We start from the raw sequence: 23,277 nt of genomic DNA on the forward strand, positions 1-23,277 counted from the left end.
TATTCTCCTTTATTTCCCTGAAGATGCTTAAGCTTCAACTACAGGGATACGGCTTGCATCGCGTTCCGCTGCAGTTTTTGGTCGAATTTGTCCACGTTCAGCGGCGAACTGAATATGCGGATCATTTTGCTTTTCAGCTTTTGCATTGATAAAGGTTTTAAAGCGTTTACGCACTTCAGGATCTTCCACAGCGGTACGCCATTCATCCTGATAGGTGCCGACGACATGCTCCATACGGCGTTCCAGTTCAGCAGCGATGCCTAAAGAATCTCCAACCACAACGGCTTTAAGATAGTCCAGCCCGCCTTCCAGATTGTCACGCCATACCGAAGTACGTTGCAGGCGGTCTGCAGTCTGGATATAGAACATAAAGAAGCGGTCGATATAACGAATCAGGGTTTGTGTATCTAGGTCAGATGCCAGTAATTCAGCATGGCGTGGTTTCATGCCACCATTACCGCAAACATATAAGTTCCAGCCTTTTTCAGTCGCGATAACGCCAACATCTTTACCTTGAGCTTCGGCACATTCACGGGTACAGCCAGATACGGCCATTTTCAGTTTGTGTGGAGAACGCAAACCTTTGTAGCGGTTTTCCAGGAAGATCGCCAAACCGACCGAATCATCTACGCCATAACGGCACCAGGTACTACCGACACAGGATTTCACAGTACGCAGCGACTTACCGTAAGCATGACCCGATTCAAAACCGGCATGAATCAGTTTTTCCCAGATTTCAGGCAGTTGATGAACTTGCGCACCAAACATGTCGACACGTTGGCCACCGGTGAGTTTGGTATATAAGCCATATTCTTTGGCGATTTGACCAATAGCAATCAAGCCATCTGGCGTCACTTCACCGCCTGCCATACGTGGCACAATCGAGTAAGAACCGTCTTTTTGGATATTACCCAGATAATAGTCATTACTGTCTTGCAAGCCGGCATGGCTTGGCTTTAATACAAAGTCATTCCAGCAAGATGCCAGGATATTTGCCACCGTTGGTTTACAGATATCACAGCCCAATCCATGACCATGCTGCCCGATCAGATCATCAAAGGTCTTGATTTCATTGACACGAACCAGGTGGTATAGCTCTTGGCGTGAATAGGCAAAGTGTTCACACAGATGGTTATTGACCGTCACGCCTTGGCGTTGCAATTCAGACTTCAACACTTGCGTGACCAGTGGCGCACAGCCACCACAGGCTGTTGCCGCTTTGGTGCATTTTTTCAGTGCACCGAGTGAAGTTGAACCCTCTGCAATTGCACTGCAAATATCGGCCTTAGAGACGTTATTACATGAACAGATGATTGCACTGTCAGGCAGTAAATCGACACCGCTGCCACCAGCTTTGGCGCTTGATTGTGTATAGCCCGGCATAATCAGGCTTTCAGGATTTTCTGGAATGTCCAATCCATTCAGCATCATTTGCAGCAGGTCATTATATTCTTTGGCACAGCCCACCAGCACTGCACCGAGTAATCTGGTTTTTTCCGCATTCACCACAATCTTTTTATAAATCATGGCATCTTCATCGGCATAGAAATAGCTGAGCGCATTTGGGGTCATGGCATGGGCATCACCCACCGATGCCACATCAACCCCCATCAGTTTCAGCTTGGTGCTCATATCGGCGCCAGCAAATGTATTGCAGGCTTGATCCATCACATGCTTGGCTGCAATACGCGCCATGTCATAGCCCGGTGCAACCAAACCGTAGATTTTATTTTGCCAAAGCGCACATTCACCAATTGCATAAATGTCTGTATTTGACGTTTGGCAATAATCATTGATCACGATACCGCCACGCTCACCAAGCGCCAGACCACTTTGACGTGCCAATTCATCACGTGGGCGAATACCCGCAGAGAATAAAACGATATCGGTTTCAAGTTCAGAACCATCGCCAAACTTCATCACGTGCGTGGTGTTAATGCCTGCCTCGATGCATTGAGTAGCTTTTTGGGTATGAACTTTTACACCCAGATTTTCGATTTTTGCACGTAAAACCTTGCCACCCAGGTCATCAATTTGCACTGCCATTAAGCGAGGTGCAAATTCCACCACATGCGTTTCCAAGTCCAGATCACGCAGTGCTTTAGCAGCTTCAAGACCTAACAGGCCACCGCCAATTACCACACCTGTCTTGGCATTTAAACTGGCTGCACGAATGGCATCCAGATCTTCAATGGTGCGATAAACAAAACAGTTTTCACGCTCATTACCCGGAATAGGAGGAACAAAAGCATATGAACCGGTTGCCAGCACCAATTTGTCATAACTAATCACATCGCCATGATTGGTGGTAACCGTTTTATTTAAAGTGTCGATTGCATTGGCTTTAGTGCTGAGGCGTAAATCAATGCCATACGCATCAGCAAAATCTGCACGGCAAAGCGTGAGGTCTTTGGCTGATTTACCGGTGAAATATTCGGTTAAATGAACACGGTCATAGGCTAAACGTGGTTCTTCTGCCAAGATGGTAATTTCAACTTCATCACCTGCATGTTCAAGCACGGATTCAATAAATTTGTGTCCTACCATGCCATGGCCAATCATTACCAGTTTCATATTGCTTCTCCTATTCTTTTAATCTATTGATTTAAGCCATGTTGTTTCGTTCAAGCACTGCTTGTTCATACAATTTTTGTTCCTTCTCTTTATGTTCAACCGAGAAGCGAATCATCAGAACAAAACTTGCTGCAAGGACTACAAATCCCCCCAGAAACATCAGGCAAGTTTGAATATCCAGCATGCCTTTCAACAAGAAACCAGCTGCAACTGCACCTACGTTACCGCCTGCACCAATAATGCCTGCTACGCCACCCAAAGCATCACGGTCAATAAATGGCACCAGTGCATAGGTTGCACCACAAGCCATATGGGTAAATAAGGCAAACACGGTCATGGTTAAAATCGCCAGCATTGCGCTATTCATTTGTGAGAACACGATCAGGAACAAACCCTCCATCAAGATCATGGTAAACAACACCTTGGTACGGCCATCCAGACCTTTTTTGGTTGCCACCTTGTCGGAGACAATTCCACCTAAAGCACGGGCAAACAGCGCGAGCAAACCAAAGATCCCGGCAGCCAGCCCTGCTTCTTTCAGGCCAAAGCTAAAATGTTCAACGTAGTACATTGCCACGATGTTATGAATGAAGATTTCAATACCGAAACACGCAGCATAGGCACCAAACAGAATCCAGACACGGTAGTTGCGCGCAGCATGCATCAGAATTGCCATACCGCCTTTTTTATCGCTACCGACTTGAATGCCTTGCGCACGAAGTTCCTTAAAGTTACCTTGTGGACAGTCTTGAGTGAATTTCCAGTAAAGCGCACCGACAATCAGCATCATTACACCTGGAACAATCAGGGCAATTCTCCAGCCCATCGCCTGTTCAACACCAAACATCACCAAGGCAGCAAGCATTAACGGCATAAGCGCTTGTGTTGCACCACCGCCGGCATTCCCCCAACCTGCTGATGCAGCATTGGCCGTACCCACCACATTTGGAGCGAACATGATACTGGTGTGATATTGGGTGATCACGAAGCTGGCACCAATCGCACCAATCAATAAGCGGAAAAATAAGAAAGATTCATAGCTGTTGGCAGATGCCACACCAAATACAGGAATACTGCCGATAATTAATAATGCGGTATAGGTTTTGCGTGGACCGTATTTGTCGCATAAAGGCCCGACAATCAGCCGGACAATAATGGTAATAGCCACGGCGGCAATATTGATATTGGCAATCTGGTCTTTGGTGAGATGAAATTCACCTGCAATGACCGGCATTAGAGGTGCACAGGCAAACCAGGCAAAGAAGCAGACAAAAAAGGCGAGCCAACTCATGTGGAAGGCTCTCATCGCCGCGCTGTTAAAACTAAAAAGACTTATTTTTGTTGCCTTTTTTTCATATAAATTTGAAGACATAACCTTCTCCTTCCTGAACTGAACGTATTGGGTTATCTGTTATGCGGATAGCTGCATAGCAGATTCGATCAGAACGGACATCGTTGGCCGTCTTACAAATTTTTTAGAGTCGTCTTTGACTCAGTAGAGATTTAGCAATGATTGTGCCAACAATAATAAAATATCTTTAAATTATTATTTTTTAACATTTTTATTTAAGTTTTACCTTTTTTTGCACAAACCAGTTGCTTCATCTGCTCTACTGAACAACAAAATGAGTATTCACAGCAACTGCACTTGTGCTTCCTCGTAGCGCATTTTTGCATCAAGACAGTGCAATACGCTGTTCGATTCAAGTTTTATGCCTGATTCTTATAAAAAAATAGAGTTTTATTAATTTTGGCATTTAAATTGCTTTCGATTAGATATAAATTTTTCTGGCTCTGCTTAGATGGTATTTAGCTCAATATGCCAAAACTAAAAATTGCACTGATTGATGACGATCAAGAACGTGCCAACTATATAAAAGCTTCCCTGATCGAACATCATTTCGAGGTGGTTGCCTGCCTGACCATCGACCATTTAAGCCTGTTCCGTTTAGAACAGTTACATGCAGATGTGATTTTGCTGGACATGGATCATCCCCATCGCGACATTATTGAAAGTTGTGTCAGCCAGTTCGATTTACCCACCGTGCTGTTTACTAAAAACAGTCATAAAGACACCATTAAAAGTGCCATTGATGCCGGGGTCACGGCGTATATCGTGGACGGGATTGATCCGGCCAAACTACAAAACATTCTGGAAATTTCGATTGCCCAGTATAAAAAACATAAAAAATTACTGGATGATCTGGAAGAGACCAAAAATAAACTGGCTGACCGTAAGGTGGTAGATCAAGCCAAAGTGCTGATGATGCAATTGCATTCCCTCACTGAAGATCAGGCATTTCAATTACTCAGAAAAAATGCCATGAGCCATCGCATGACCATTGGAGAAATGGCACGGCGTTTATTGGATGCCCAACAACTGTTACAAAACCAATTCAAGGATTAGCCCATGACAGATTTAGAAAAAACCCAAATCCAGATTGGCTACATTCCTTTGCTTGACTGTGTGGCTATCCTTTGGGCCAAACAGCGTGGCTTTTTTGCAGAGCTTGGTCTGGAGGTTACCTTAGTCAAGGAAGCCTCATGGGCAAGTCTCAGAGACCGGCTGGCCTTCGGCTTTCTGGATGCCGCCCATTGCCTGTCTGCCATGCTTCCTGCCGCAGCACTAGGTGAAGACCAGTTGGGCATTCCCTTACAAACGGCATTGGTGCTCAGTCATAACCGCGCCTTTATCAGTTTGAGCCAGAAATTATGTTTCGACCTGCACATTTCAGCGCAAGATAATGCCCAACAATCGGCAGAAAAAATTGTCTCCGCCATACAAACACAACAATCAATTCAACTGGCGCATGTGTTTAAGCAGTCCATTCATCATTATTGTTTAAGAGAATGGTTAGCCCTTGCCAATGCTGAGGTCGCAGAAAAAATCAAACTCACCACCCTTCCGCCTCCGTATATGGTGGAAGCCTTAAGCAATCATGTCATTGATGGTTTCTGTGTCGGGGAACCCTGGAACACTCAAGGAGAACTGTTGGGCATCAGTCAGATTGTGGCCAGCAGTCAGGATGTTATTCCCAAGGTTGCAGACAAGGTACTGGCTGTCACGGCCGACTGGGCAGCACAGCATCCTCATACTCACCGTGCTTTAGTGGCTGCGATTGAAAAAGCACAGCAAGAATTGCAGACGTTGGAGGACTATACCGAAGTCTGGAAAATGCTAGTTGACTTTAATATTGTTCAGTTCCAATGTTCCGACAGCATACATGTGAAAAAATTCCATTCTATCCAGAATATTATCCGTAACTTTGTCATTGAATCATCCGTGCCAAAGCTGACAGATTTTCACTGGCTGATTCAGCAAATGCTGAAATGGGATCACATTAACCTGAATCAGCAAAACATTGATCAGATCAGCCAGAACTGTATTTTATCCTTGCAGAAATAGACCAACATCAGTATTGCCCCAGCGATAAAAAAACTGACCAAATGCTGGGGCTAAACCATTCATTTTGATTATTTTATCGCTATTATCGAATTTTAATCTTTTATTTTTATTTACGCGATTTTCCACAATTTTTCTCCACATTTTTACGTTATCTTACGCACAAAACGACATATGGAACATTCAATAATGAAACGCATACAACCGCGTTGGAAATTAAGTGCATTAAGTTGTGCTTTGTTTACTTTTATGTCCCCAACTTGGGCTGCTGATAGCACAACAGATACAACTACAACAGACAGCACTGCGGCCCAAACCGCACCGGTACAAACCCTGACGACCCTAAAGTTTCAAGCTGCCCCGGCTCAAGCCAAAGACCCTGATATCGGTGCAGTGGCCAAAACCATTGTCACCCGGGAAGAAATGCTGCAATTTGGTGATCAGTCGGTAAATGATACCTTACGCCGTGCAGCCGGTTTTCAAATGCCCACTCCAGGACAAGGTCCGCGTGGTGGTGGCAGTGCTTCAGCTATGCGTTTTCGTGGTGGCGGTGCCCCGGTATTTTTAATCAATGGAGAACCAGTTCAAGGCGGTCCACGTGGTGGCATGTCGGTTGTTGACAGCATTACGCCAGACATGATCGAACGGATTGAAATTACCAAACAGCCAAGTGTCGCTCAGGCCTCCGTGGCATCTTCCGCAGTCATCAATATTATTCTAAAAGAACCGCTGGATCATGCCCACATCAGTGGAACCGTCCGTGCGGGATATGGCTTGGCAAAATCGGATCAACAAGAAGAACAACGTAAAAATATCAGTGTTCAGGCCGATGGTCGTGATAATGCCTGGTTATACAGCATGTCTGCCAACCAGATGTGGAATGACACCACCTCGATCACCCAGACCCAAACCAGCAGCGAAACCCGCGAACAAAAGCGCATTACTGAACGCAAGTCGCAAATGCTGGCACCGCGTGTAGAGTATCAGCTGGATGACCAGCAAAAACTGGTTGCCGAAGTGTTCTATCGTAATAATGAAAGTGACGGTATCCGTGGCGATCAGACTCAAAATGACAAGAACGACAGTATCCGTTTAAATACCCGTTATGAACGCAAGGACAAGGGCAATTCCGACAAGATTCGTCTTTCTGTAGAACAGCAAAATGAAACTGAATCGACCCAGTCACCGCTATTCAGCAGCTATACCGATGAAACCGTGAATGAATATGGTGTGGCTTATGATGGTGTGCGTAAGTTTGGTGAAACCAAGCAACTGAAATTTGGTAGTGATATTCGCTCGAGTGAACTTGAGAGCAATATTACAGATACACTGGATGAACAGCGTTATGCACTCTATACCGAAGGTAGCTGGAAGTTTAGCGACCGGCAAACCCTAACCTTGGGTGCGCGTCAGGAATGGATTAACCGTTCAGGACTGGTGGATTATAGTGACCAGCACTTTAGCCCCGTTTTGGCTCATCGCTTTGATTTTGACGATCATTGGTCATTACAAACCAATATCAGCCAGGCGTTCCGCAGTCCAAAAACAGACCAGCTGTTACCCACAGTTTCTGTTTCTACCGACAGTGATGCCGGCAGCCTGAATAACCCTGACCGTGGCGGCAATCCAAATTTACGTCCGGAAAAAATTACCGCCTTTGAGTCTACCCTGGGTTATAACACCCCGGCAGGCGGCATCAATATCACGGCGTACCAACGCGAAATTGAGGATTATATTGAGAAAGTGATTCGTCAGGAAAATGGTCGTTTTGTTGAAAGACCTACTAACCAGAACAATGCCACTACTTATGGTGTTGAAATTGCTGCTCGTTATGCGTTAAAGCAAACTGAAAATGGGCATGCATTTATGTTGAATGGTCAACTATCGACGGTGCGTGCAAAAATTGAAGATGCCAATCATCAACAACGTTTAGCCAGTGATGTTGCGCCTTATACAGCAAGTGCCGGTTTGTCTTATAATTATCAGCCTTGGCATCTTTCCAGCAGTGTGAATCTGAACTATGTTCCTGAATTTACCCGTGCCTTGGATAACCAGCCTTATGACCGTACCAGCAATAAACGGGTTAACATGGATATCAGTGTGACCAAACGCTTTAATGATGACTGGGCAACCACACTCAGTGCACGCAATGTTTTAAGTACAGATTATAAAGAGCGTTTAACCAAACAGTCGGATGGCAGCCTGTATGAATCACGGGTAAATCACGCTATTCCAAGTGTACTTATCAGTGTAGAAAAGAAATTCTAAACTAAAAGATAAAAACCGGTGCCAGACACCGGTTTTTTTTGCAAGCTCGTTGTTGGATATCAGCCTGTCTCTGGTTAAGCGAATAAAAACTTTGTATGGACTCTACCATACAGCCCCATTCAAGGTAAATGTTAAACAAGCAAGGCTTTCAGCAAACTCGTTATTCTTAAGGTATGCTGTTTATTGCCCTTTTGTTCCATCACCTTATGTTCAATGCGCCATAAATAATCAAAAATTTCCGACTCGCTTGCATTTTCATTCAGCATGTTAAAAATTTTTGGTAAATAATCCTCATATTCATCCCGCATGGACGGATTACAACAAATCCCCAAGGGATCCCATTCCTGCAGTAAAATTTTATGTATGGCATGCAATAATGTGACATCTTTTTTTTGTGCGGCTTCCATACACCCCCTAAAATTTCATATAACAATCATACAAATAGAATATTGCGTGTTCAGTAATAGATGATCCATTGCGATCAGCAAAATACTGATATAGCCCTTGCAGATTTGCTGTTAATCCTTTTTTTTATCCCTAAAAAATGATTTTTTAGATTATCTCTTACATTAAAAGTTGTATCACTCATTCAAGCTAATTCCAAGACCTTCAGCATTTTAATTTTCTACAATCTCGGCATAAAAAATATCAAAATTTAAATGGTAGGTTTTTGGTAGGTGGGATTTTTTTACGCTTCATTGAATACTCAAATCACGGTGAGGGTCACCGATAATACAATGAATGGTAGAAGGAATCGCACCATGGCTTTTAAAAATATTGCAGATCAAACCAACGGTTTTTATATTCCCTGTGTTTCACTTTTCGGCCCAGGCTGTGCCAAAGAAATTGGCGCAAAGGCACAAAGTTTAGGCGCAAAAAAAGCTTTAATTGTGACAGATGCAGGCCTGTTCAAATTTGGTGTGGCAGATAGCATTGCAGCTTATTTGAAAGATGCTGGTGTAGACAGTCACATTTTCCCGGGTGCAGAGCCTAACCCAACCGATATTAATGTTCATAATGGCGTTCAAGCTTATAACGAACATGCCTGTGACTTTATTGTGTCCCTAGGTGGTGGTTCATCGCATGACTGTGCCAAAGGTATTGGCCTGGTAACCGCTGGCGGTGGTCATATCCGTGACTATGAAGGGATTGATAAAAGCACCGTACCGATGACACCGCTGATTGCGATCAACACCACAGCGGGTACTGCATCTGAAATGACGCGCTTCTGTATTATTACCAATACCGAAACCCATGTAAAAATGGCCATTGTCGATTGGCGTTGTACCCCACTCATTGCCATTGATGATCCTAAATTAATGCTGGCCAAACCTGCAGCCTTAACTGCCGCAACAGGGATGGATGCTTTGACGCATGCGGTTGAAGCCTATGTTTCCACTGCAGCCAATCCAATTACCGATGCCTGTGCAGAAAAAGCCATTAGCATGATTAGCGAGTGGCTCAGCCCTGCCGTTGCCAATGGTAATAATCTGGAAGCGCGTGATGCCATGAGCTATGCGCAATATCTTGCCGGCATGGCCTTTAACAATGCATCACTCGGTTATGTCCATGCGATGGCACATCAGCTGGGCGGTTTCTACAACTTGCCACACGGAGTATGTAATGCTGTATTACTTCCGCATGTATGCGAGTTTAACCTGATTGCCTGCCCGGACCGTTATGCCAAAATCGCCCAGTTAATGGGGGTAAATACAGAGGGCTTAACCGTAACTGAAGCAGCTTATGAAGCGATCCAGGCGATTCGTCAACTTTCAGCCTCAATTGGCATTCCATCAGGTTTAGCTGAATTGGGCGTAAAAGAAAGCGACTTAGCCATCATGTCAGAAAATGCACAGAAAGATGCCTGCATGCTAACCAACCCACGTAAAGCCAGCCATGCTCAAGTGGTTGATATATTCAAAGCGGCGCTGTAAGTCCTCAAGGTAAGTCTTCTCCCCAATCTTTGACTTACACTTTTAGCAACCAAGGTTTGCACTTCGTCAAGAAGTGCGCCAAGAAAAAGTATCCGGTACCCTTTCTTGGCTTATCCTGTTCCCTTTATTACAGGATAAAGAACTGCGGTTGCTTCTTTTTTTATAAAAATAATTCAATTTGACAAATCACTGCTCATCAGGAAGGATAAGAAAAAACAGATGATTCTAAATGAGTATAAAAATGAGCAATGGCAGCACCGTTCCCCTTTATCAATTGGATGTATTAGGTACAGGTTATGAACAGGCCACTTTAAATTTCCCCGATGATTATGAAGGACAAGTTACTGCAACTTTAATCCGAAAAAAAGCAGCGCAAGCCACAAACAAAGCCGTATTATATATTCATGGTTTTATTGATTATTTTTTTCAAACCGAAATGGCAGAATTGTTTAACCAGCATGGTTTTGACTTTTATGCACTCGATTTACGTAAATATGGCCGCTCGATTCTGCCTCATCAAAAATATTATAACGTACGTGAAATTGCCGAATACGATGCCGAAATTACTGAAGCCTTAAACATTATTGCGGCTGAAGGGCATGATGCCGTTCTGCTCTCTGGCCATTCGACAGGCGGACTCACCACCACTTTATATGCTGCACATCACCCTGATCATCCTTTAATTAAGGCACTCTGGGTCAATAGTCCCTTTTATGACTTCAACATGAATCCGATCAAAAAAAAGCTCGGCCTTCCCAATTTAAGCCGGGTCGGCAAAATTTGTCCGGATTTAAAAATTCCCAGCAATCTGAATAAATGGTATACTCCCAGCCTGCATAAAAATTTCCATGGCGAATGGTACTTTAATCTGGACTGGAAACCGCCTTCCTACCCTTTGGTACGCCTGAGTTTTGTAAGGGCAATTTTTGAAGCACAAAAAGAAATTCATCAAGGAGTGACATTAAATGTCCCTGCCTTGGTCATGCATTCACACCAAACCAAAAATCCGAAAAAATGGCATAAATATGCTCAAACCAGTGATGTGATTCTGGATGTCAAACATATAGACAAATATGCCAAAAAAATTAAAGGTGATGTCACCCTCAGCGAAATCAAAAATGGCTTACATGATTTGGTGCTGTCTGAAAAATCGGTGCGCGAAAATGTCTATCAACAGCTGTTTGAATGGCTAGAACTGAAAGGTTTATAAAGATAATGATGCAGCAATATTGGCATTAATTATCTTTATATTTAAGCAAAGTTTGATGCACGGGATGGGTTCTGGGCATCAGCTCAATCAAGCGCTCCACCGCATCAATCGCTTCAGGAAAACGTGCCACATGTTTAAGTAAAACATCGGTTTCATTGGCTTTGAAGATGGCATCACTTAAACGTGATTCCAGACAATCACGCCAGGCACATAAAAAAGGACTTTCGGTTTTGGCTAAAAATATGCCGGTGCACAGTTTTAAGGCCGAATCAATATAGCCGGCATCCAAAGACTGTTCTGTCAATAAAAAGTCAGCCTCGACATGGGCCAACAACCGATAAGGTCTGGAACCCAGCATACCACCCAGTACATCACGCAACTGTGACATTTCTGCTTTTAAGGTGCCTATACTGACTTTTCGCTCACCATATAAAGCCTGATGTAGATTATCCAGGCTTAAACCTTGTGGACATAAGGCTAGGATGGTCAAAATTTCAATTTGGCGTGGGGTCAGAACCAGCACCTTGCCGTTAAACAAAACCTGAGGCACAGAAAAAGCCCGAATAAACAGATGCTGCTTTTGGTATTCCAGCAAAGCCGATTGAATAATCGAAGCACAGCGTTCCGCTGCAAGCAGTCCCAAACTGTTATGCTTTTGCCAGGTAGTCGACAAGTCAATCACCCCTAACACCTGTTTGGAATAAGGATCAATAATCGGGGCAGCATAACAGACCCAATCATGAATGGAAGGCATGTAATGTTCGTTAGAAAAAACGCAACTGGATTGCTGGGTTTTTAATGACAGTGCCAAGGCATTGGTTCCGACCAGTTCCTCGCGCCATTGCCCGCCTTCAATAAAATGCACACTTTCTGCTGCACTCTGCATTTGTGGGCTGGATGCCGTCCAGATAATGGTGCTACCGATATCCCCGACTGCAATCACCATCGAAGACTGTTCAGCAATATGCTTTAAATCCTGTGCACAATGTTGCAAGGCATTTGCCAAAGCCGAAGGATAGGTTTCTTTTTGTAAGTGGACCAGTGGGGCGGCTAAACGGTCCTTGGGAATTTCGGCCGAGGATGAACGTTGCCAGGAACTCGCAATACTTTGACCCAGTTGTTCCGCATGTAAGACAGATAAACTGCTACTTTGCCTAAACTGATCAATTTTATGCCTTTTTTGCATCAAATTTTGTTTTGTCATCATTCCTTATTCTCACAACAATTCATGATTTACATCCACTGTAATCGCTATTTTTTATGCTGGATTGAAAAGATTGTAAACCTTCTTGTATCCAACCTTTCTCCAACCTTATTCAGGTTATGCTAATCATATAATGTACACAAGTACCTTATATACCAAAGCTGTAGATACGGTTTTAAGACACTAAAATAAGCAAAGGAAATACATATGCGTTACGTCGATCCTAACCAACCTGGTTCAAAAGTTCAGTTTAAAGCCCAATATGAAAACTTCATTGGTGGACAATGGGTAGCTCCTGTCAAAGGAGAATACTTTGACAATATTTCGCCTGTAGATGGCAAAGCCTTCACCAAAGTTCCGCGTTCTAGCGTTGAAGATATTGAACTGGCTCTTGATGCGGCACATAAAGCCAAAGCACAATGGAACAAGTCATCGCCAACGACCCGTTCCAATATCCTGTTAAAAATTGCCGACCGTTTAGAAGCTAATCTGGAGCTTTTGGCGGTTGCTGAAACCTGGGATAATGGTAAGCCGATTCGTGAAACCCTGGCTGCCGATATTCCTTTGGCGATTGATCATTTCCGCTATTTTGCCGGCTGTATCCGTGCACAAGAAGGCGGCATTTCAGAAATCGATGAAGATACTATTGCCTACCATTTTCATGAACCTTTAGGTGTAGTCGGACAAATCATTCCATGGAACTTCCCGATTTTAATGGCAACCTGGAAACTGGCTCCGGCTCTGGCTGCAGGTAACTGTATTGTTTTAAAACCGGCTGAACAAACTCCGGTCAGTATTTTGGTGCTGGTTGAACTGATTCAAGACCTGCTGCCTGCAGGTGTATTAAACGTTGTGAATGGTTATGGCGTTGAAGTAGGTCGTCCTCTTGCTACCAATCCACGTATTGCCAAAATTGCATTTACCGGCTCAACAGCTGTCGGTCAGCAGATCATGCAATATGCAACCGAAAATATTATTCCAGTCACACTAGAGCTGGGTGGTAAATCACCGAACATTTTCTTTGAAGATGTCATGGCGCAACAAGATGACTACCTAGAAAAAGCACTGGAAGGCTTTACCATGTTTGCCCTGAACCAGGGGGAAATCTGTACCTGTCCATCACGTGCTTTGGTTCAGGAAAGTATTGCTGACCAGTTCTTAGAGATGGCAGTAGAGCGGGTAAAACGCATTAAGACCGGTCATCCGCTAGATACCGACACCATGATTGGTGCTCAGGCTTCCCAGGAACAACAAGACAAAATTCTGGGCTGTATCGCGACAGGACGTGGAGAAGGTGCGGAACTACTGACGGGTGGTGAAGCACGCCATGAAGTCGGCCAAGGTTTCTACATTGAACCGACCATTTTCAAAGGCACCAATGACATGCGTACATTCCAGGAAGAAATTTTTGGACCGGTACTTGCAGTGACCACCTTTAAAGATTTTGATGATGCCATCAAAATTGCCAACGATACCATCTATGGTTTAGGTGCAGGTGTCTGGTCACGTTCAGCGCATACTTCATATCGTGCAGGCCGTGCGATTGAAGCGGGTCGTGTATGGACCAACTGTTATCATATCTACCCTGCACATGCGGCATTCGGTGGTTATAAAAAATCAGGTATTGGCCGTGAAAACCACAAGATGATGCTTGATCATTACCAGCAAACCAAAAACTTGCTGGTGAGCTATGCCACTAAGCCAATGGGCTTCTTCTAAAAATAACGTTGTATAAACTAGCTCAAAAGCGAACTTCGGTTCGCTTTTTTTTCTTTAAATTGCAAATGATCAATAGAGAAATCTTCATTTTTCTGACTATTCAGGCTAAATTGCTCTTATTCCTGACCGCTTAGAAAAAACAGTATGACTACAGCCTCTCCAGACTTTCCCGACACCATTTATGCCATTCAACATCTTGCCTTTGAAGACTTGGGGGCATTTGAAGATGTCTTTTATCAACTCGGTTTTCGGGTGCGTTATTTTGAAGCCGGTGTAGATGATTTAACCAAAGCATTTCAGTATACAGGTTTGACCATTATTTTAGGTGGACCGATTGGAGTGTATGAAACTGATGACTACCCTTTCTTACAACAAGAAATAGACTTACTAAAAGTTCGCTTAAAAGAAAACTTGCCAACTTTAGGCATCTGTCTGGGTGCTCAACTGATTGCCCATGCCTTAGGTGCCAAAGTTTATGCTGGACATCAAAAGGAAATTGGCTGGAGTCAACTCAGCATTTCAGATGCAGTAAATAATCTGCTTGCGCCATTAGCTGAAACCCCGGTATTACACTGGCATGGCGATACTTTTGATTTGCCTGAGCAGGCTACATTATTGGCAAGTTCAGAGATTTATCCTCATCAGGCATTTTCGATCGGTAAAAATATTCTGGCCTTACAATTCCATTTAGAAGTTGCAGGCGATAGTTTGGAAAAATGGCTGATTGGCCATACCTGCGAATTAAGAAAAGCCAACGTTAACATTCTGGCTTTGCGGTCAGACAATCAACGCTATGCCCATGCATCAGAAGTTCAGGCACATGCTGTATTGCAGGCATATCTTAAACAGATTTCAGCAATTTAAATTAACTTGTTAAATTAACTTCCAATAAAAAAGCACCATCTCAATGGTGCTTTTTTATGAGCCAATTCGTACTTATTTTTTCGCAGGAACAGAGGCTTCAGTGGTAATGTTTACCGTGATTTTATCGCCTACATTCGGAACATAAGCACCTACGCCAAATGCTGAACGGTTAAATGAAGTCGTTGCATTAAAACCAATAGCCTCTGCTTTAGTCATTGGGTGTACACCCTGTTTGTTTAAGACTGCATCTAAAACTACCAGTTTAGTTACATCTTTTACGGTCAGGTTACCTGTGATTTTATATTTGTTTTTGCCTAAAGCCTGAACTTTAGTACTTTTGAAAGTAATGTTTGGATACTTAGCCGCATCAAAAAAATCTGCTGTTTTTAAATGCTCATCCAATGCTTTGACATTGGTATTCAAACTCGATAAAGGAATGGTCACATTCACGGATGAATTTGCAGGTTTTGCATTATCGACGTTAATGGTACCTTGAATGTCACTAAAGTTTGCAGATGGGGTAGAAAAACCAAAATGATTCCAGGTAAATACAGTCGCTGTATGGGTTGGATCAATTTGATAGGCAACCGGTTTTGCCAAAGACAATGTTGCTACCGATGCAACAGCCAAACCTAAAGTTAATGCTTTGAAATTCATGTGTAATTATCTCGCTTTGGAATGATTGTTAGTTTATACCTTTCTTATCTTAATTCACCGATATAGATAAAACGATATGTTGCAAGAATAGAACAATTACCGGGTTACCCAGCTCAATAAATGAAACGATGTAATCGAATAATCTTAATATATTGATAATTTTTAAATTTTTTGAAAATCCTAAGGATTAAATCTTAGGATGTGACTACTCTCATCTGTTTTTACTAAAAATTTAATACAAAAATATACAGTTTATAAAAATCATGATCAAAGTAATGCAACTTAGGCTATACACAACAGATGAATTCTAAATTTCCAAAATAATTAAAGCCCCATTTGGGGCTTTTTACAGAGGTTTCATCTCTATAACTTTTCAACCAGAATGCGATCCACCTGTTTCATACCGGTATGCTTCTCATGGTTTTTACGGCGGATTTTAATCACTTTATCTTCTTGCAGATCTTGCAGCATCAGTTCAACAGCCATCATGCTTGCAAGTGGCAAATCCTGACCGATCCACTTTTGCTCACCCGCATCCATCAGGACAATTTCATCATTAATCTGCTCATAAAGGCTCATATTTTCCTCGCTCTGGCAGCACGCTGCCATTTATGCTGAATACTCCAATGAATGATTAAATTTTAAACCTTCATTTTTAATCATTCGTTGAAATATCGTTATTTTGAAAAATAAAAGACGCCCCTTTTACTGGGGCGTCTTTTTAACAGTTAATTCGTGATGAATTAAGCTGTAATTTCTTTAACCGCTGCAACAACCGCTTCAGTGGTAATACCGAAGTACTGATACAAGTCTTTCGCTGGAGCAGACTCACCATAAGTAGTCATACCGATCACACGACCGTCAAGACCAACAAATTTCCACCAGTAATCGACATGAGCTGCTTCAACGGCAACACGTGCACGAATATGAGATGGAAGAACCGCTTCACGGTAAGCTGCATCCTGTTTAACAAACTCTTCTGCACACGGCATAGATACCACACGTACGCCTTCAAGCTGTGCATGTGCTTCCATCGCCAATGAAACTTCTGAACCTGTAGCAATGATGATGGCTTTTAATTCGCCTTTTTCTTCAGCCAGCACATAACCACCTTTAGCCACGTTCTCAATTTGTGCTTGAGTACGTGTTTGGAATGGCAAGTTTTGACGAGAGAAGATTAACGCTGTAGGGCCTTCGCTACGTAACAATGCAGATTTCCAGGAAATAGAAGCTTCTACAGTGTCACATGGACGCCATGTATTTAAGTTAGGCGTCCCACGCAAAGATGCAATTTGTTCTACCGGTTGGTGTGTAGGACCATCTTCACCCAGACCAATTGAGTCATGAGTATAAACATGAATCACACGCTGTTTCATCAGTGCAGACATACGCACTGCATTACGTGCATATTCCATAAACATCAAGAATGTAGCAACGTAAGGAATGAAACCACCGTGTAGTGCAACACCGTTAGCAATTGCAGTCATACCGAATTCACGTACGCCATAGTGTACGTAGTTACCCGCTGGATTGTCTTGTACACCTTGTGCACCTTTCCACAAAGTCAGGTTAGAACCTGCAAGGTCAGCAGAACCGCCTAGTACTTCCGGCAGTGAAGGTACAAGTGCTTGTAAAGCATTTTGGCTTGCTTTACGCGTTGCAATAGTTTCTGCTTTTGCATTCACTTCAGAGATATAAGCATCTGCTTTAGCAACGAAATCAGCCGGTAATTGACCGCTTAAACGACGTTTAAGTTCAGCCGCTTCAGTTGGGTATTTTGCAGCATAAGCAGCGAAAGTTTCGTTCCACGCAGCTTCAGATTGAGCACCTTTATCTTTTGCATCCCAAGCTGCATAAACGTCAGCAGGAATTACAAATGCTTCTTCTTTCCAGCCCAGCGCTTCACGAGTTAATGCAATCTCGTCATTACCGAGTGGTGCACCATGGCAATCTTCTTTACCTTGTTTATTTGGAGAACCTAAACCAATCACAGTTTTACAGATAATTAAAGTAGGTTTAGCGGTTTCAGCTTTTGCTGCAACAGTTGCTTGACGGATTGCAGCAGCATCGTGACCATCAACTTTAATCACTTGCCAGCCATAAGCATGGAAACGTTGTTCTGTATCGTCAGAGAACCAGCCTTCAACTTCACCGTCAATTGAAATGCCGTTGTCATCATAGTAAGCAACAAGTTTACCCAGACCCAAAGTACCTGCCAATGAACATGCTTCATGAGAAACACCTTCCATTAAACAGCCATCACCGAGGAAACAGTAAGTGAAATGGTCAACAACTTTAATGTCGTCTTTGTTAAATTGCGCAGCTAAAGTTTTTTCAGCAAGTGCAAAACCAACAGCATTGGCAATACCTTGACCCAATGGACCAGTGGTTGTTTCAATACCAGGTGCATAACCCAATTCCGGGTGACCTGGAGTTTTAGAATGTAACTGGCGGAAAGATTTTAAATCTTCAATAGAAAGATCATAACCAGTCAAATGCAATAGCGCATATTGCAACATTGAGCCATGGCCATTCGACAATACAAAACGGTCACGGTTGGCCCATTGTGGATTTGTTGGGTTATGATTTAAAAATTCACGCCAAACGACATCAGCGATGTCTGCCATCCCCATTGGAGCACCTGGATGTCCTGAATTTGCTTTTTGCACAGCATCCATTGCCAATACACGAATTGCGTTTGCAATACGACGTTCGTTAAGCGGGGTTGTCATAGGTCAGAGTCCAACTAAATCGTTTAAAGAATATGATGAATAGGAAAATTCAAAGCTGGCTATATTGTCTTAAAAAAACAGCAAGGGGTAAAGCCTAATACTCAACATTTCACTATTTATTCGTGAGTGGGCTTATTTTAATGCAGGCAGAGCTCAATTTCACATCATTTGCAAACACTTAGTTCATGGATAAATGTCATAACTGATTTATTTTGGAGCAAACTGAACTCCACCCTTCAGATTGATGAATAAACAGATAAAATCCCAAAAGATGAATAAAATTCAGCTTAAATATAACCAACTGAAAAATTCAACATCTTTTAATTTGTACTTTTATCGTATTAAATTTTATTCAATTTAATCATCTCAAGCTTTATTAAGTATAAATTTTTACCTAATAAATAAAATAAATACATAATATTTATAATTTTATTCATATAATAAAACACATTTGCCAATCTCCATAAAAGTTTCCAATCAATAGCAGTCACACTTTTCAATCCCTGATTAAATATTTGCTTAACAAAATTCGTTCAGGCCTAAATTCCAGCTTTAAAGCCGAATTTCTTCTGCTTATCAGTTTTTTGGATGCATATATCAATTAAAAAGTCGTGAAATTGAAATAATTTCAGTCATTTTGGTCGTGTAGAACTAGTCCAAAAGTCTAACTCGATGTAACATATCGGGTCTTTAAAATTAACTGTGATAGGACTTATGCGCGAGTACGCTGTATTTACCTCGGAATCTGTAAGCGAAGGCCATCCGGATAAAATGGCTGACCAAATCAGTGACGCTATTTTGGATGCAATCTTAACAGAAGACCCATATGCACGGGTTGCTTGTGAAACGCTTGTAAAAACGGGTGCGGTAGTACTTGCCGGTGAAATCACAACAACTGCAAATGTTGACTTCGAAGCAATTGTACGTCAAACCGTAAATGGTATTGGTTATCACCATTCTGACCTTGGTTTTGATGGTTCAACCTGTGCTGTCATCAACATGATTGGTAAACAGTCTCCTGAAATTGCTCAAGGTGTAGACCGTCAAAAACCTGAAGATCAAGGTGCCGGTGACCAAGGTTTAATGTTTGGTTATGCAAGCCGTGAAACTGATGTTTTGATGCCTGCTCCTATTTCTTATGCACATCGCTTAATGGAAAAACAGGCTGAACTACGCCGTAATGGCCGTTTACCTTGGTTACGTCCAGATGCGAAAAGTCAGGTGACTTTTGCTTATGAAAATGGCATGCCTGTTCGTTTAGATGCAGTGGTATTATCAACCCAGCACGATCCTGAAATTTCACAGGCCAATCTTAAAGAAGCTGTGATTGAAGAAATCGTGAAGAAAATCATTCCTGCAGAAATGTTCCATGCAGACACCAAATTCCACATCAACCCTACCGGTATGTTTGTGATTGGTGGTCCTGTAGGTGACTGTGGTCTAACCGGTCGTAAAATCATTGTAGATACTTACGGCGGTATGGCACGTCATGGTGGTGGTGCTTTCTCTGGTAAAGACCCATCTAAAGTTGACCGTTCAGCAGCTTATGCTGGCCGTTATGTTGCTAAAAATATTGTGGCAGCCGGTTTGGCAGACAAATGTGAAATTCAGGTGTCTTATGCGATTGGTGTTGCTGAGCCAACTTCAATTTCAATCAATACATTTAATACTGCAAAAGTGCCTGAAGAATTCATTATTCAATTGGTTCGTGAACACTTTGACTTGCGCCCGTATGGTATTACCCGCATGTTAGACCTGATTCAACCGATGTATAAGCAAACTGCTGCTTATGGTCACTTTGGCCGTCAAGGTTCAGACACTGCTTTTACCTGGGAAAAAACAGATAAAGTTGAAGCACTTAAAGCCTCTGCTGGACTGTAATTTTCCCCCTAAAAAAGCCCACATCTGTGGGCTTTTTTGTTGCTGGAATTACACATTATTTGCTTTTCCCTCCTCCATTTAAAACATCGAGTAAAGAAATTTGCACCGGTGTTTCCTGATGGTCTTGCAAATAAACATGTACGACTTTAAAGATAATTACCGCAGCCAGGCATGTTAAAACACAAAAAATCCAGAAACCATAAGGGCTTTTAATATTATGTGAACCGCAATTTGTACATTCTTTTTCGGTTGATTCAACAACCTTGTTACAACAGGCACAATGATATTGATATAACATAAGTACACTCTTGCCAATTTTGTTTTTATTTTCCATCCGCTTATAGCCGATAGACTGGACACTCACTAAAATCTTATGCCAGTCTTTTTTAAGATACAAGCTTATTTATCAATAATTAAAATTAACTCCAATATAAATATTTTAAATACTCACCCCAAATACTCATTTTTAATAAAATATATTCATTAAACATCAAAACCAAGAGACACTATTTGTAACACAATGGAATACCTCACAATTTAACCTGCAGGCTTTAATCCTCTCCCATGTGCTCATGTTTTTAGTTAAAATAGCAGTGAAGACTGGGAGTATTGAATGGTTCAACTGATTAAAAAAGGCGGCTTACGCGAACGTGCCAACCGTAGTCGGAGCTATCAGGGCTCTGAAAATACCGAAACCACATTAAGCCCCAATCGTTATGCACAGCCACAAAAAAATGAGGAAGTCATATCCACTACTCCCTCGTATACACCTGCAACTGATAATACCAGTAAAGAAAGTTAAAGCATGGCCAATGCGTCATACCATAACCAGATAGCAAAAATCAGAAATAATCCCCCCGAAATCACATCAATATAACTACCAGAACGCTGATATGCCGTTTTAATTTTTGGCATGGACAAAATCAGCATCAATAAAGTAAAAACCAAAAAAGTTTGTATGGGAATAATGATGGCCAGCTGGGTTTTTAAATGCGTTGAAGCGGAAGAACTTAAGGCTAAAGAAAAAACACTACTAAAATAAATCAGCGTTTTGGGATTGGAGAGATTGGTGAAAAGTCCCTGCAACACATAGTTTTTAGCATCAGCTGTACCAGAGGGAGCATTATCATCTAAACGGGTGGCTTGCTGCAGGTTTTTGAGTCCTCCATTCAACATGGCCCAGCCCATACGTGCCAAAAATAAGCCCCCAACGAGCATTAAAACCTGTTGTATCCATGGAAATTGTTCCATCAGTACAGTAAAGCCAAGTAAAGTCAGCACCACCCAAGCTACGATCCCTAAAGAAATTCCCAAAATAATTTTTAAGGTATTGGCTCTTGAAGTCGATGCTGAACTTTTGGCAATCAGTAAAACATCCGGCCCGGGGCTAAGCTGTGCAACAAAATGCAGTGCACAAATGGTCAAAAGCAATGACATAGCAATAAGGAAGATTTTTTAAAATCAGTATTATATCGCCTGTTCAATTTTTTGCATGGTTCCATGCTTTAAATACTTTAGATAAAAATGAAGCACATAAAAAAGCCGAATAATGATTCGGCTTCAACTTTAAAAGAAAAGATGGATTTATTTATTCACATCTTTCATTTCAATTTTTTTCGCTTCCGGCGTTACTTCACGTGCTTCACCATCAATAATGCTGGAATCGTGACGCTGCGAACCGCCTTGTTGCATGCCTTGCATTTGACGCATTAAATCGGCAAATGGATTCTGTCCTTGAGCATCACCGCCCATACCATTCATGTTGCCCATCATGCCACCCATCATTTTATCCATCATGGCTTGCTGACGTTTTGCCATGGTTTTCATCATGACATTTTTAAAGGCATTCTGAACGCCCGGAATCAAAATTAACAATGCCAAAACATCGGTAATTAAACCTGGAATCAGCAGGAAAAAACCGGCCAAAATTTTAGGTAAATTATTGCTCAAGGCAGGATCGCCTGTCATTTGCCCCATTTGCATTTGCTGCATCTGTGGCATGACCCCTGCCGAATATTTACGAATCAGGTTCATACCGATAAAGAAGGCTGCAACAAACCAGAAAAATACGTACCACATACTGCCGACGAGGTCACCCACGCCAATCCAGACAAAAACTTCCAGGATTAAGCCAACCAGTACAATAAGAAATAATTTCATGAAAATTAATCTAATCTCAACAAAATGAATAAGGTGTAGTCATTAACTGCTTAATCACTATCAAGCTTTTTTGCTACGCTTATGTAACAATATGGGCATTATTTTATTTTTAAAGGCTTTGCATGTCATTAATTATCGGTATTGACCCCGGTTCACGCTTAACAGGTTACGGCATCATCGAAAGAGATGGGCAGAAACTGACTTTTGTAGATGCAGGAATCATTCGTACCGAAACTCCGGAAATGCCTGAACGCTTAAAACGGATTTTTGCAGGTGTGGAACGGATTGTTAAATTTCATGGCCCTACCGAAGCCGCAGTTGAACAGGTGTTTATGGCACAAAACCCGGACTCTGCGCTAAAACTGGGGCAAGCTCGTGGTGCCGCGATTGCCGCTTTGGTAAATTTAGATTTGCAGGTGGCTGAATATACTGCCCGTCAAATCAAGCAATCGGTAGTCGGTTATGGTGCAGCGGATAAAGAACAGGTTCAGATGATGGTGATGCGAATTTTAAATTTAAGCATCAAACCACAGCAGGATGCTGCCGATGCCTTAGCTGCCGCCATTTGTCATGCGCATGCCTCAGGCAGTATGAGTAAAATGGCGGTACTGAATGCCTTGGGTGGCATGGCCCGTGGGCGTAGCCGTTACAGTGGTAGAAGACGTTAAGCA

General features: G+C 42.4%; 21 protein-coding genes. 10 read left to right on the plus strand and 11 right to left on the minus strand.

What is annotated here, in order from left to right:
- Positions 1 to 27: 27 nt before the first annotated feature.
- Together nirB and LZZ98_RS02620 are read right to left on the minus strand one after the other, a co-directional pair.
- Positions 28 to 2,574, minus strand: a complete 2,547-nt coding sequence (gene nirB / locus LZZ98_RS02615) for a nitrite reductase large subunit NirB (protein ID WP_237786522.1) — start codon at positions 2,572 to 2,574, stop codon at positions 28 to 30.
- A 31-nt stretch (positions 2,575 to 2,605) separates the two neighbouring features.
- Positions 2,606 to 3,946: an MFS transporter gene (locus tag LZZ98_RS02620; RefSeq protein WP_237786523.1), complete on the minus strand. Its 1,341-nt coding sequence runs from the start codon at positions 3,944 to 3,946 to the stop codon at positions 2,606 to 2,608.
- A 447-nt stretch (positions 3,947 to 4,393) separates the two neighbouring features.
- Between LZZ98_RS02620 and LZZ98_RS02625 the strand changes: the two genes are divergently transcribed.
- Entirely contained in the window at positions 4,394 to 4,981 is a 588-nt protein-coding gene (locus LZZ98_RS02625) for an ANTAR domain-containing response regulator (protein WP_086174364.1), read from the plus strand.
- 3 nt (positions 4,982 to 4,984) lie between these two features.
- Positions 4,985 to 5,980, plus strand: a complete 996-nt coding sequence (locus tag LZZ98_RS02630; RefSeq protein WP_237786524.1) for an ABC transporter substrate-binding protein — start codon at positions 4,985 to 4,987, stop codon at positions 5,978 to 5,980.
- Here LZZ98_RS02630 and LZZ98_RS02635 read toward each other — a convergent pair.
- Positions 5,963 to 6,106, minus strand: coding sequence for a hypothetical protein (locus LZZ98_RS02635; protein ID WP_237786525.1), 144 nt, complete (start codon positions 6,104 to 6,106; stop codon positions 5,963 to 5,965). The two genes, LZZ98_RS02630 and LZZ98_RS02635, sit on opposite strands and share 18 nt — an antisense overlap.
- Before the next feature lie 60 nt (positions 6,107 to 6,166).
- On the opposite strand from LZZ98_RS02635, the gene LZZ98_RS02640 reads away from it, so the two are divergent.
- Positions 6,167 to 8,245: a TonB-dependent receptor plug domain-containing protein gene (locus tag LZZ98_RS02640; protein WP_237786526.1), complete on the plus strand. Its 2,079-nt coding sequence runs from the start codon at positions 6,167 to 6,169 to the stop codon at positions 8,243 to 8,245.
- A gap of 131 nt (positions 8,246 to 8,376) precedes the next feature.
- Here LZZ98_RS02640 and LZZ98_RS02645 read toward each other — a convergent pair whose 3' ends face one another.
- Positions 8,377 to 8,652: a hypothetical protein gene (locus LZZ98_RS02645; protein ID WP_237786527.1), complete on the minus strand. Its 276-nt coding sequence runs from the start codon at positions 8,650 to 8,652 to the stop codon at positions 8,377 to 8,379.
- Between the two features lie 354 nt (positions 8,653 to 9,006).
- Between LZZ98_RS02645 and mdh the strand changes: the two genes are divergently transcribed.
- Positions 9,007 to 10,179 carry an iron-dependent methanol dehydrogenase gene (gene mdh / locus LZZ98_RS02650; RefSeq protein WP_237786528.1) on the plus strand — a complete coding sequence of 391 codons (1,173 nt, stop codon included), beginning with the start codon at positions 9,007 to 9,009 and terminating at the stop codon, positions 10,177 to 10,179.
- 229 nt (positions 10,180 to 10,408) lie between these two features.
- Positions 10,409 to 11,389: an alpha/beta hydrolase gene (locus tag LZZ98_RS02655; protein WP_442862679.1), complete on the plus strand. Its 981-nt coding sequence runs from the start codon at positions 10,409 to 10,411 to the stop codon at positions 11,387 to 11,389.
- Positions 11,390 to 11,414: 25 nt separating this feature from the next.
- On the opposite strand, the gene LZZ98_RS02660 is transcribed toward LZZ98_RS02655, so the two are convergent.
- A complete protein-coding gene (locus tag LZZ98_RS02660) occupies positions 11,415 to 12,596 on the minus strand; it encodes a helix-turn-helix domain-containing protein (RefSeq protein WP_237786529.1) in 1,182 nt (393 codons plus the stop codon).
- A 204-nt stretch (positions 12,597 to 12,800) separates the two neighbouring features.
- Between LZZ98_RS02660 and exaC the strand changes: the two genes are divergently transcribed.
- Together exaC and LZZ98_RS02670 are read left to right on the plus strand one after the other, a co-directional pair.
- Entirely contained in the window at positions 12,801 to 14,312 is a 1,512-nt protein-coding gene (gene exaC / locus LZZ98_RS02665) for an acetaldehyde dehydrogenase ExaC (RefSeq protein ID WP_086175871.1), read from the plus strand.
- A gap of 144 nt (positions 14,313 to 14,456) precedes the next feature.
- The gene (locus tag LZZ98_RS02670) at positions 14,457 to 15,176 is read left to right on the plus strand and encodes a glutamine amidotransferase (RefSeq protein ID WP_237786530.1); all 720 of its coding nucleotides are present in this window, start codon (positions 14,457 to 14,459) and stop codon (positions 15,174 to 15,176) included.
- A gap of 72 nt (positions 15,177 to 15,248) precedes the next feature.
- On the opposite strand, the gene LZZ98_RS02675 is transcribed toward LZZ98_RS02670, so the two are convergent.
- From LZZ98_RS02675 to tkt, 3 genes are all read right to left on the minus strand, one after another.
- Positions 15,249 to 15,833, minus strand: coding sequence for a YceI family protein (locus LZZ98_RS02675; RefSeq protein ID WP_237786531.1), 585 nt, complete (start codon positions 15,831 to 15,833; stop codon positions 15,249 to 15,251).
- A 363-nt stretch (positions 15,834 to 16,196) separates the two neighbouring features.
- Entirely contained in the window at positions 16,197 to 16,412 is a 216-nt protein-coding gene (locus LZZ98_RS02680) for a hypothetical protein (protein ID WP_086197972.1), read from the minus strand.
- A gap of 164 nt (positions 16,413 to 16,576) precedes the next feature.
- Positions 16,577 to 18,565: a transketolase gene (gene tkt / locus LZZ98_RS02685; protein WP_237786532.1), complete on the minus strand. Its 1,989-nt coding sequence runs from the start codon at positions 18,563 to 18,565 to the stop codon at positions 16,577 to 16,579.
- Positions 18,566 to 19,279: 714 nt separating this feature from the next.
- On the opposite strand from tkt, the gene metK reads away from it, so the two are divergent.
- Positions 19,280 to 20,446: a methionine adenosyltransferase gene (gene metK / locus LZZ98_RS02690; protein WP_086197974.1), complete on the plus strand. Its 1,167-nt coding sequence runs from the start codon at positions 19,280 to 19,282 to the stop codon at positions 20,444 to 20,446.
- A gap of 55 nt (positions 20,447 to 20,501) precedes the next feature.
- Here the strand turns inward: metK and LZZ98_RS02695 are convergent, their stop codons facing one another.
- Positions 20,502 to 20,744 (minus strand): hypothetical protein, encoded by a 243-nt coding sequence (locus LZZ98_RS02695; RefSeq protein ID WP_086175965.1) that lies wholly within the window; start codon positions 20,742 to 20,744, stop codon positions 20,502 to 20,504.
- Positions 20,745 to 21,059: 315 nt separating this feature from the next.
- Between LZZ98_RS02695 and LZZ98_RS02700 the strand changes: the two genes are divergently transcribed.
- On the plus strand, positions 21,060 to 21,248 hold the full coding sequence (locus LZZ98_RS02700) for a hypothetical protein (RefSeq protein ID WP_237786533.1): 189 nt from the start codon (positions 21,060 to 21,062) through the stop codon (positions 21,246 to 21,248).
- Here LZZ98_RS02700 and LZZ98_RS02705 read toward each other — a convergent pair.
- Both LZZ98_RS02705 and LZZ98_RS02710 read right to left on the minus strand, forming a co-directional pair.
- Complete coding sequence (locus LZZ98_RS02705; RefSeq protein ID WP_237786534.1) at positions 21,245 to 21,883, minus strand: LysE family transporter; 639 nt, start codon at positions 21,881 to 21,883, stop codon at positions 21,245 to 21,247. The two genes, LZZ98_RS02700 and LZZ98_RS02705, sit on opposite strands and share 4 nt — an antisense overlap.
- Positions 21,884 to 22,030: 147 nt before the next feature.
- Positions 22,031 to 22,606, minus strand: coding sequence for an FxsA family protein (locus LZZ98_RS02710; protein ID WP_237786535.1), 576 nt, complete (start codon positions 22,604 to 22,606; stop codon positions 22,031 to 22,033).
- Between the two features lie 122 nt (positions 22,607 to 22,728).
- On the opposite strand from LZZ98_RS02710, the gene ruvC reads away from it, so the two are divergent.
- On the plus strand, positions 22,729 to 23,274 hold the full coding sequence (ruvC, locus tag LZZ98_RS02715; protein ID WP_237786536.1) for a crossover junction endodeoxyribonuclease RuvC: 546 nt from the start codon (positions 22,729 to 22,731) through the stop codon (positions 23,272 to 23,274).
- The last annotated feature ends 3 nt before the right edge of the window (positions 23,275 to 23,277 follow it).

The organism is Acinetobacter sp. SM34 (assembly GCF_022012365.1).
Taxonomy (GTDB): Bacteria; Pseudomonadota; Gammaproteobacteria; order Pseudomonadales; family Moraxellaceae; genus Acinetobacter.

What these genes read in the sequence shown, in the direction of transcription:
- nirB (WP_237786522.1), bottom strand. Translation starts at nt 2,574, where the DNA reads ATGAAACTGGTAATGATTGGCCATGGCATGGTAGGACACAAATTTATT.
- LZZ98_RS02620 (WP_237786523.1), bottom strand. Translation starts at nt 3,946, where the DNA reads ATGTCTTCAAATTTATATGAAAAAAAGGCAACAAAAATAAGTCTTTTT.
- LZZ98_RS02625 (WP_086174364.1), top strand. Translation starts at nt 4,394, where the DNA reads ATGCCAAAACTAAAAATTGCACTGATTGATGACGATCAAGAACGTGCC.
- LZZ98_RS02630 (WP_237786524.1), top strand. Translation starts at nt 4,985, where the DNA reads ATGACAGATTTAGAAAAAACCCAAATCCAGATTGGCTACATTCCTTTG.
- LZZ98_RS02640 (WP_237786526.1), top strand. Translation starts at nt 6,167, where the DNA reads ATGAAACGCATACAACCGCGTTGGAAATTAAGTGCATTAAGTTGTGCT.
- LZZ98_RS02645 (WP_237786527.1), bottom strand. Translation starts at nt 8,652, where the DNA reads ATGGAAGCCGCACAAAAAAAAGATGTCACATTATTGCATGCCATACAT.
- mdh (WP_237786528.1), top strand. Translation starts at nt 9,007, where the DNA reads ATGGCTTTTAAAAATATTGCAGATCAAACCAACGGTTTTTATATTCCC.
- LZZ98_RS02655 (WP_442862679.1), top strand. Translation starts at nt 10,409, where the DNA reads ATGAGTATAAAAATGAGCAATGGCAGCACCGTTCCCCTTTATCAATTG.
- LZZ98_RS02660 (WP_237786529.1), bottom strand. Translation starts at nt 12,596, where the DNA reads ATGATGACAAAACAAAATTTGATGCAAAAAAGGCATAAAATTGATCAG.
- exaC (WP_086175871.1), top strand. Translation starts at nt 12,801, where the DNA reads ATGCGTTACGTCGATCCTAACCAACCTGGTTCAAAAGTTCAGTTTAAA.
- LZZ98_RS02670 (WP_237786530.1), top strand. Translation starts at nt 14,457, where the DNA reads ATGACTACAGCCTCTCCAGACTTTCCCGACACCATTTATGCCATTCAA.
- LZZ98_RS02675 (WP_237786531.1), bottom strand. Translation starts at nt 15,833, where the DNA reads ATGAATTTCAAAGCATTAACTTTAGGTTTGGCTGTTGCATCGGTAGCA.
- LZZ98_RS02680 (WP_086197972.1), bottom strand. Translation starts at nt 16,412, where the DNA reads ATGAGCCTTTATGAGCAGATTAATGATGAAATTGTCCTGATGGATGCG.
- tkt (WP_237786532.1), bottom strand. Translation starts at nt 18,565, where the DNA reads ATGACAACCCCGCTTAACGAACGTCGTATTGCAAACGCAATTCGTGTA.
- metK (WP_086197974.1), top strand. Translation starts at nt 19,280, where the DNA reads ATGCGCGAGTACGCTGTATTTACCTCGGAATCTGTAAGCGAAGGCCAT.
- LZZ98_RS02695 (WP_086175965.1), bottom strand. Translation starts at nt 20,744, where the DNA reads ATGTTATATCAATATCATTGTGCCTGTTGTAACAAGGTTGTTGAATCA.
- LZZ98_RS02700 (WP_237786533.1), top strand. Translation starts at nt 21,060, where the DNA reads ATGGTTCAACTGATTAAAAAAGGCGGCTTACGCGAACGTGCCAACCGT.
- LZZ98_RS02705 (WP_237786534.1), bottom strand. Translation starts at nt 21,883, where the DNA reads ATGTCATTGCTTTTGACCATTTGTGCACTGCATTTTGTTGCACAGCTT.
- LZZ98_RS02710 (WP_237786535.1), bottom strand. Translation starts at nt 22,606, where the DNA reads ATGAAATTATTTCTTATTGTACTGGTTGGCTTAATCCTGGAAGTTTTT.
- ruvC (WP_237786536.1), top strand. Translation starts at nt 22,729, where the DNA reads ATGTCATTAATTATCGGTATTGACCCCGGTTCACGCTTAACAGGTTAC.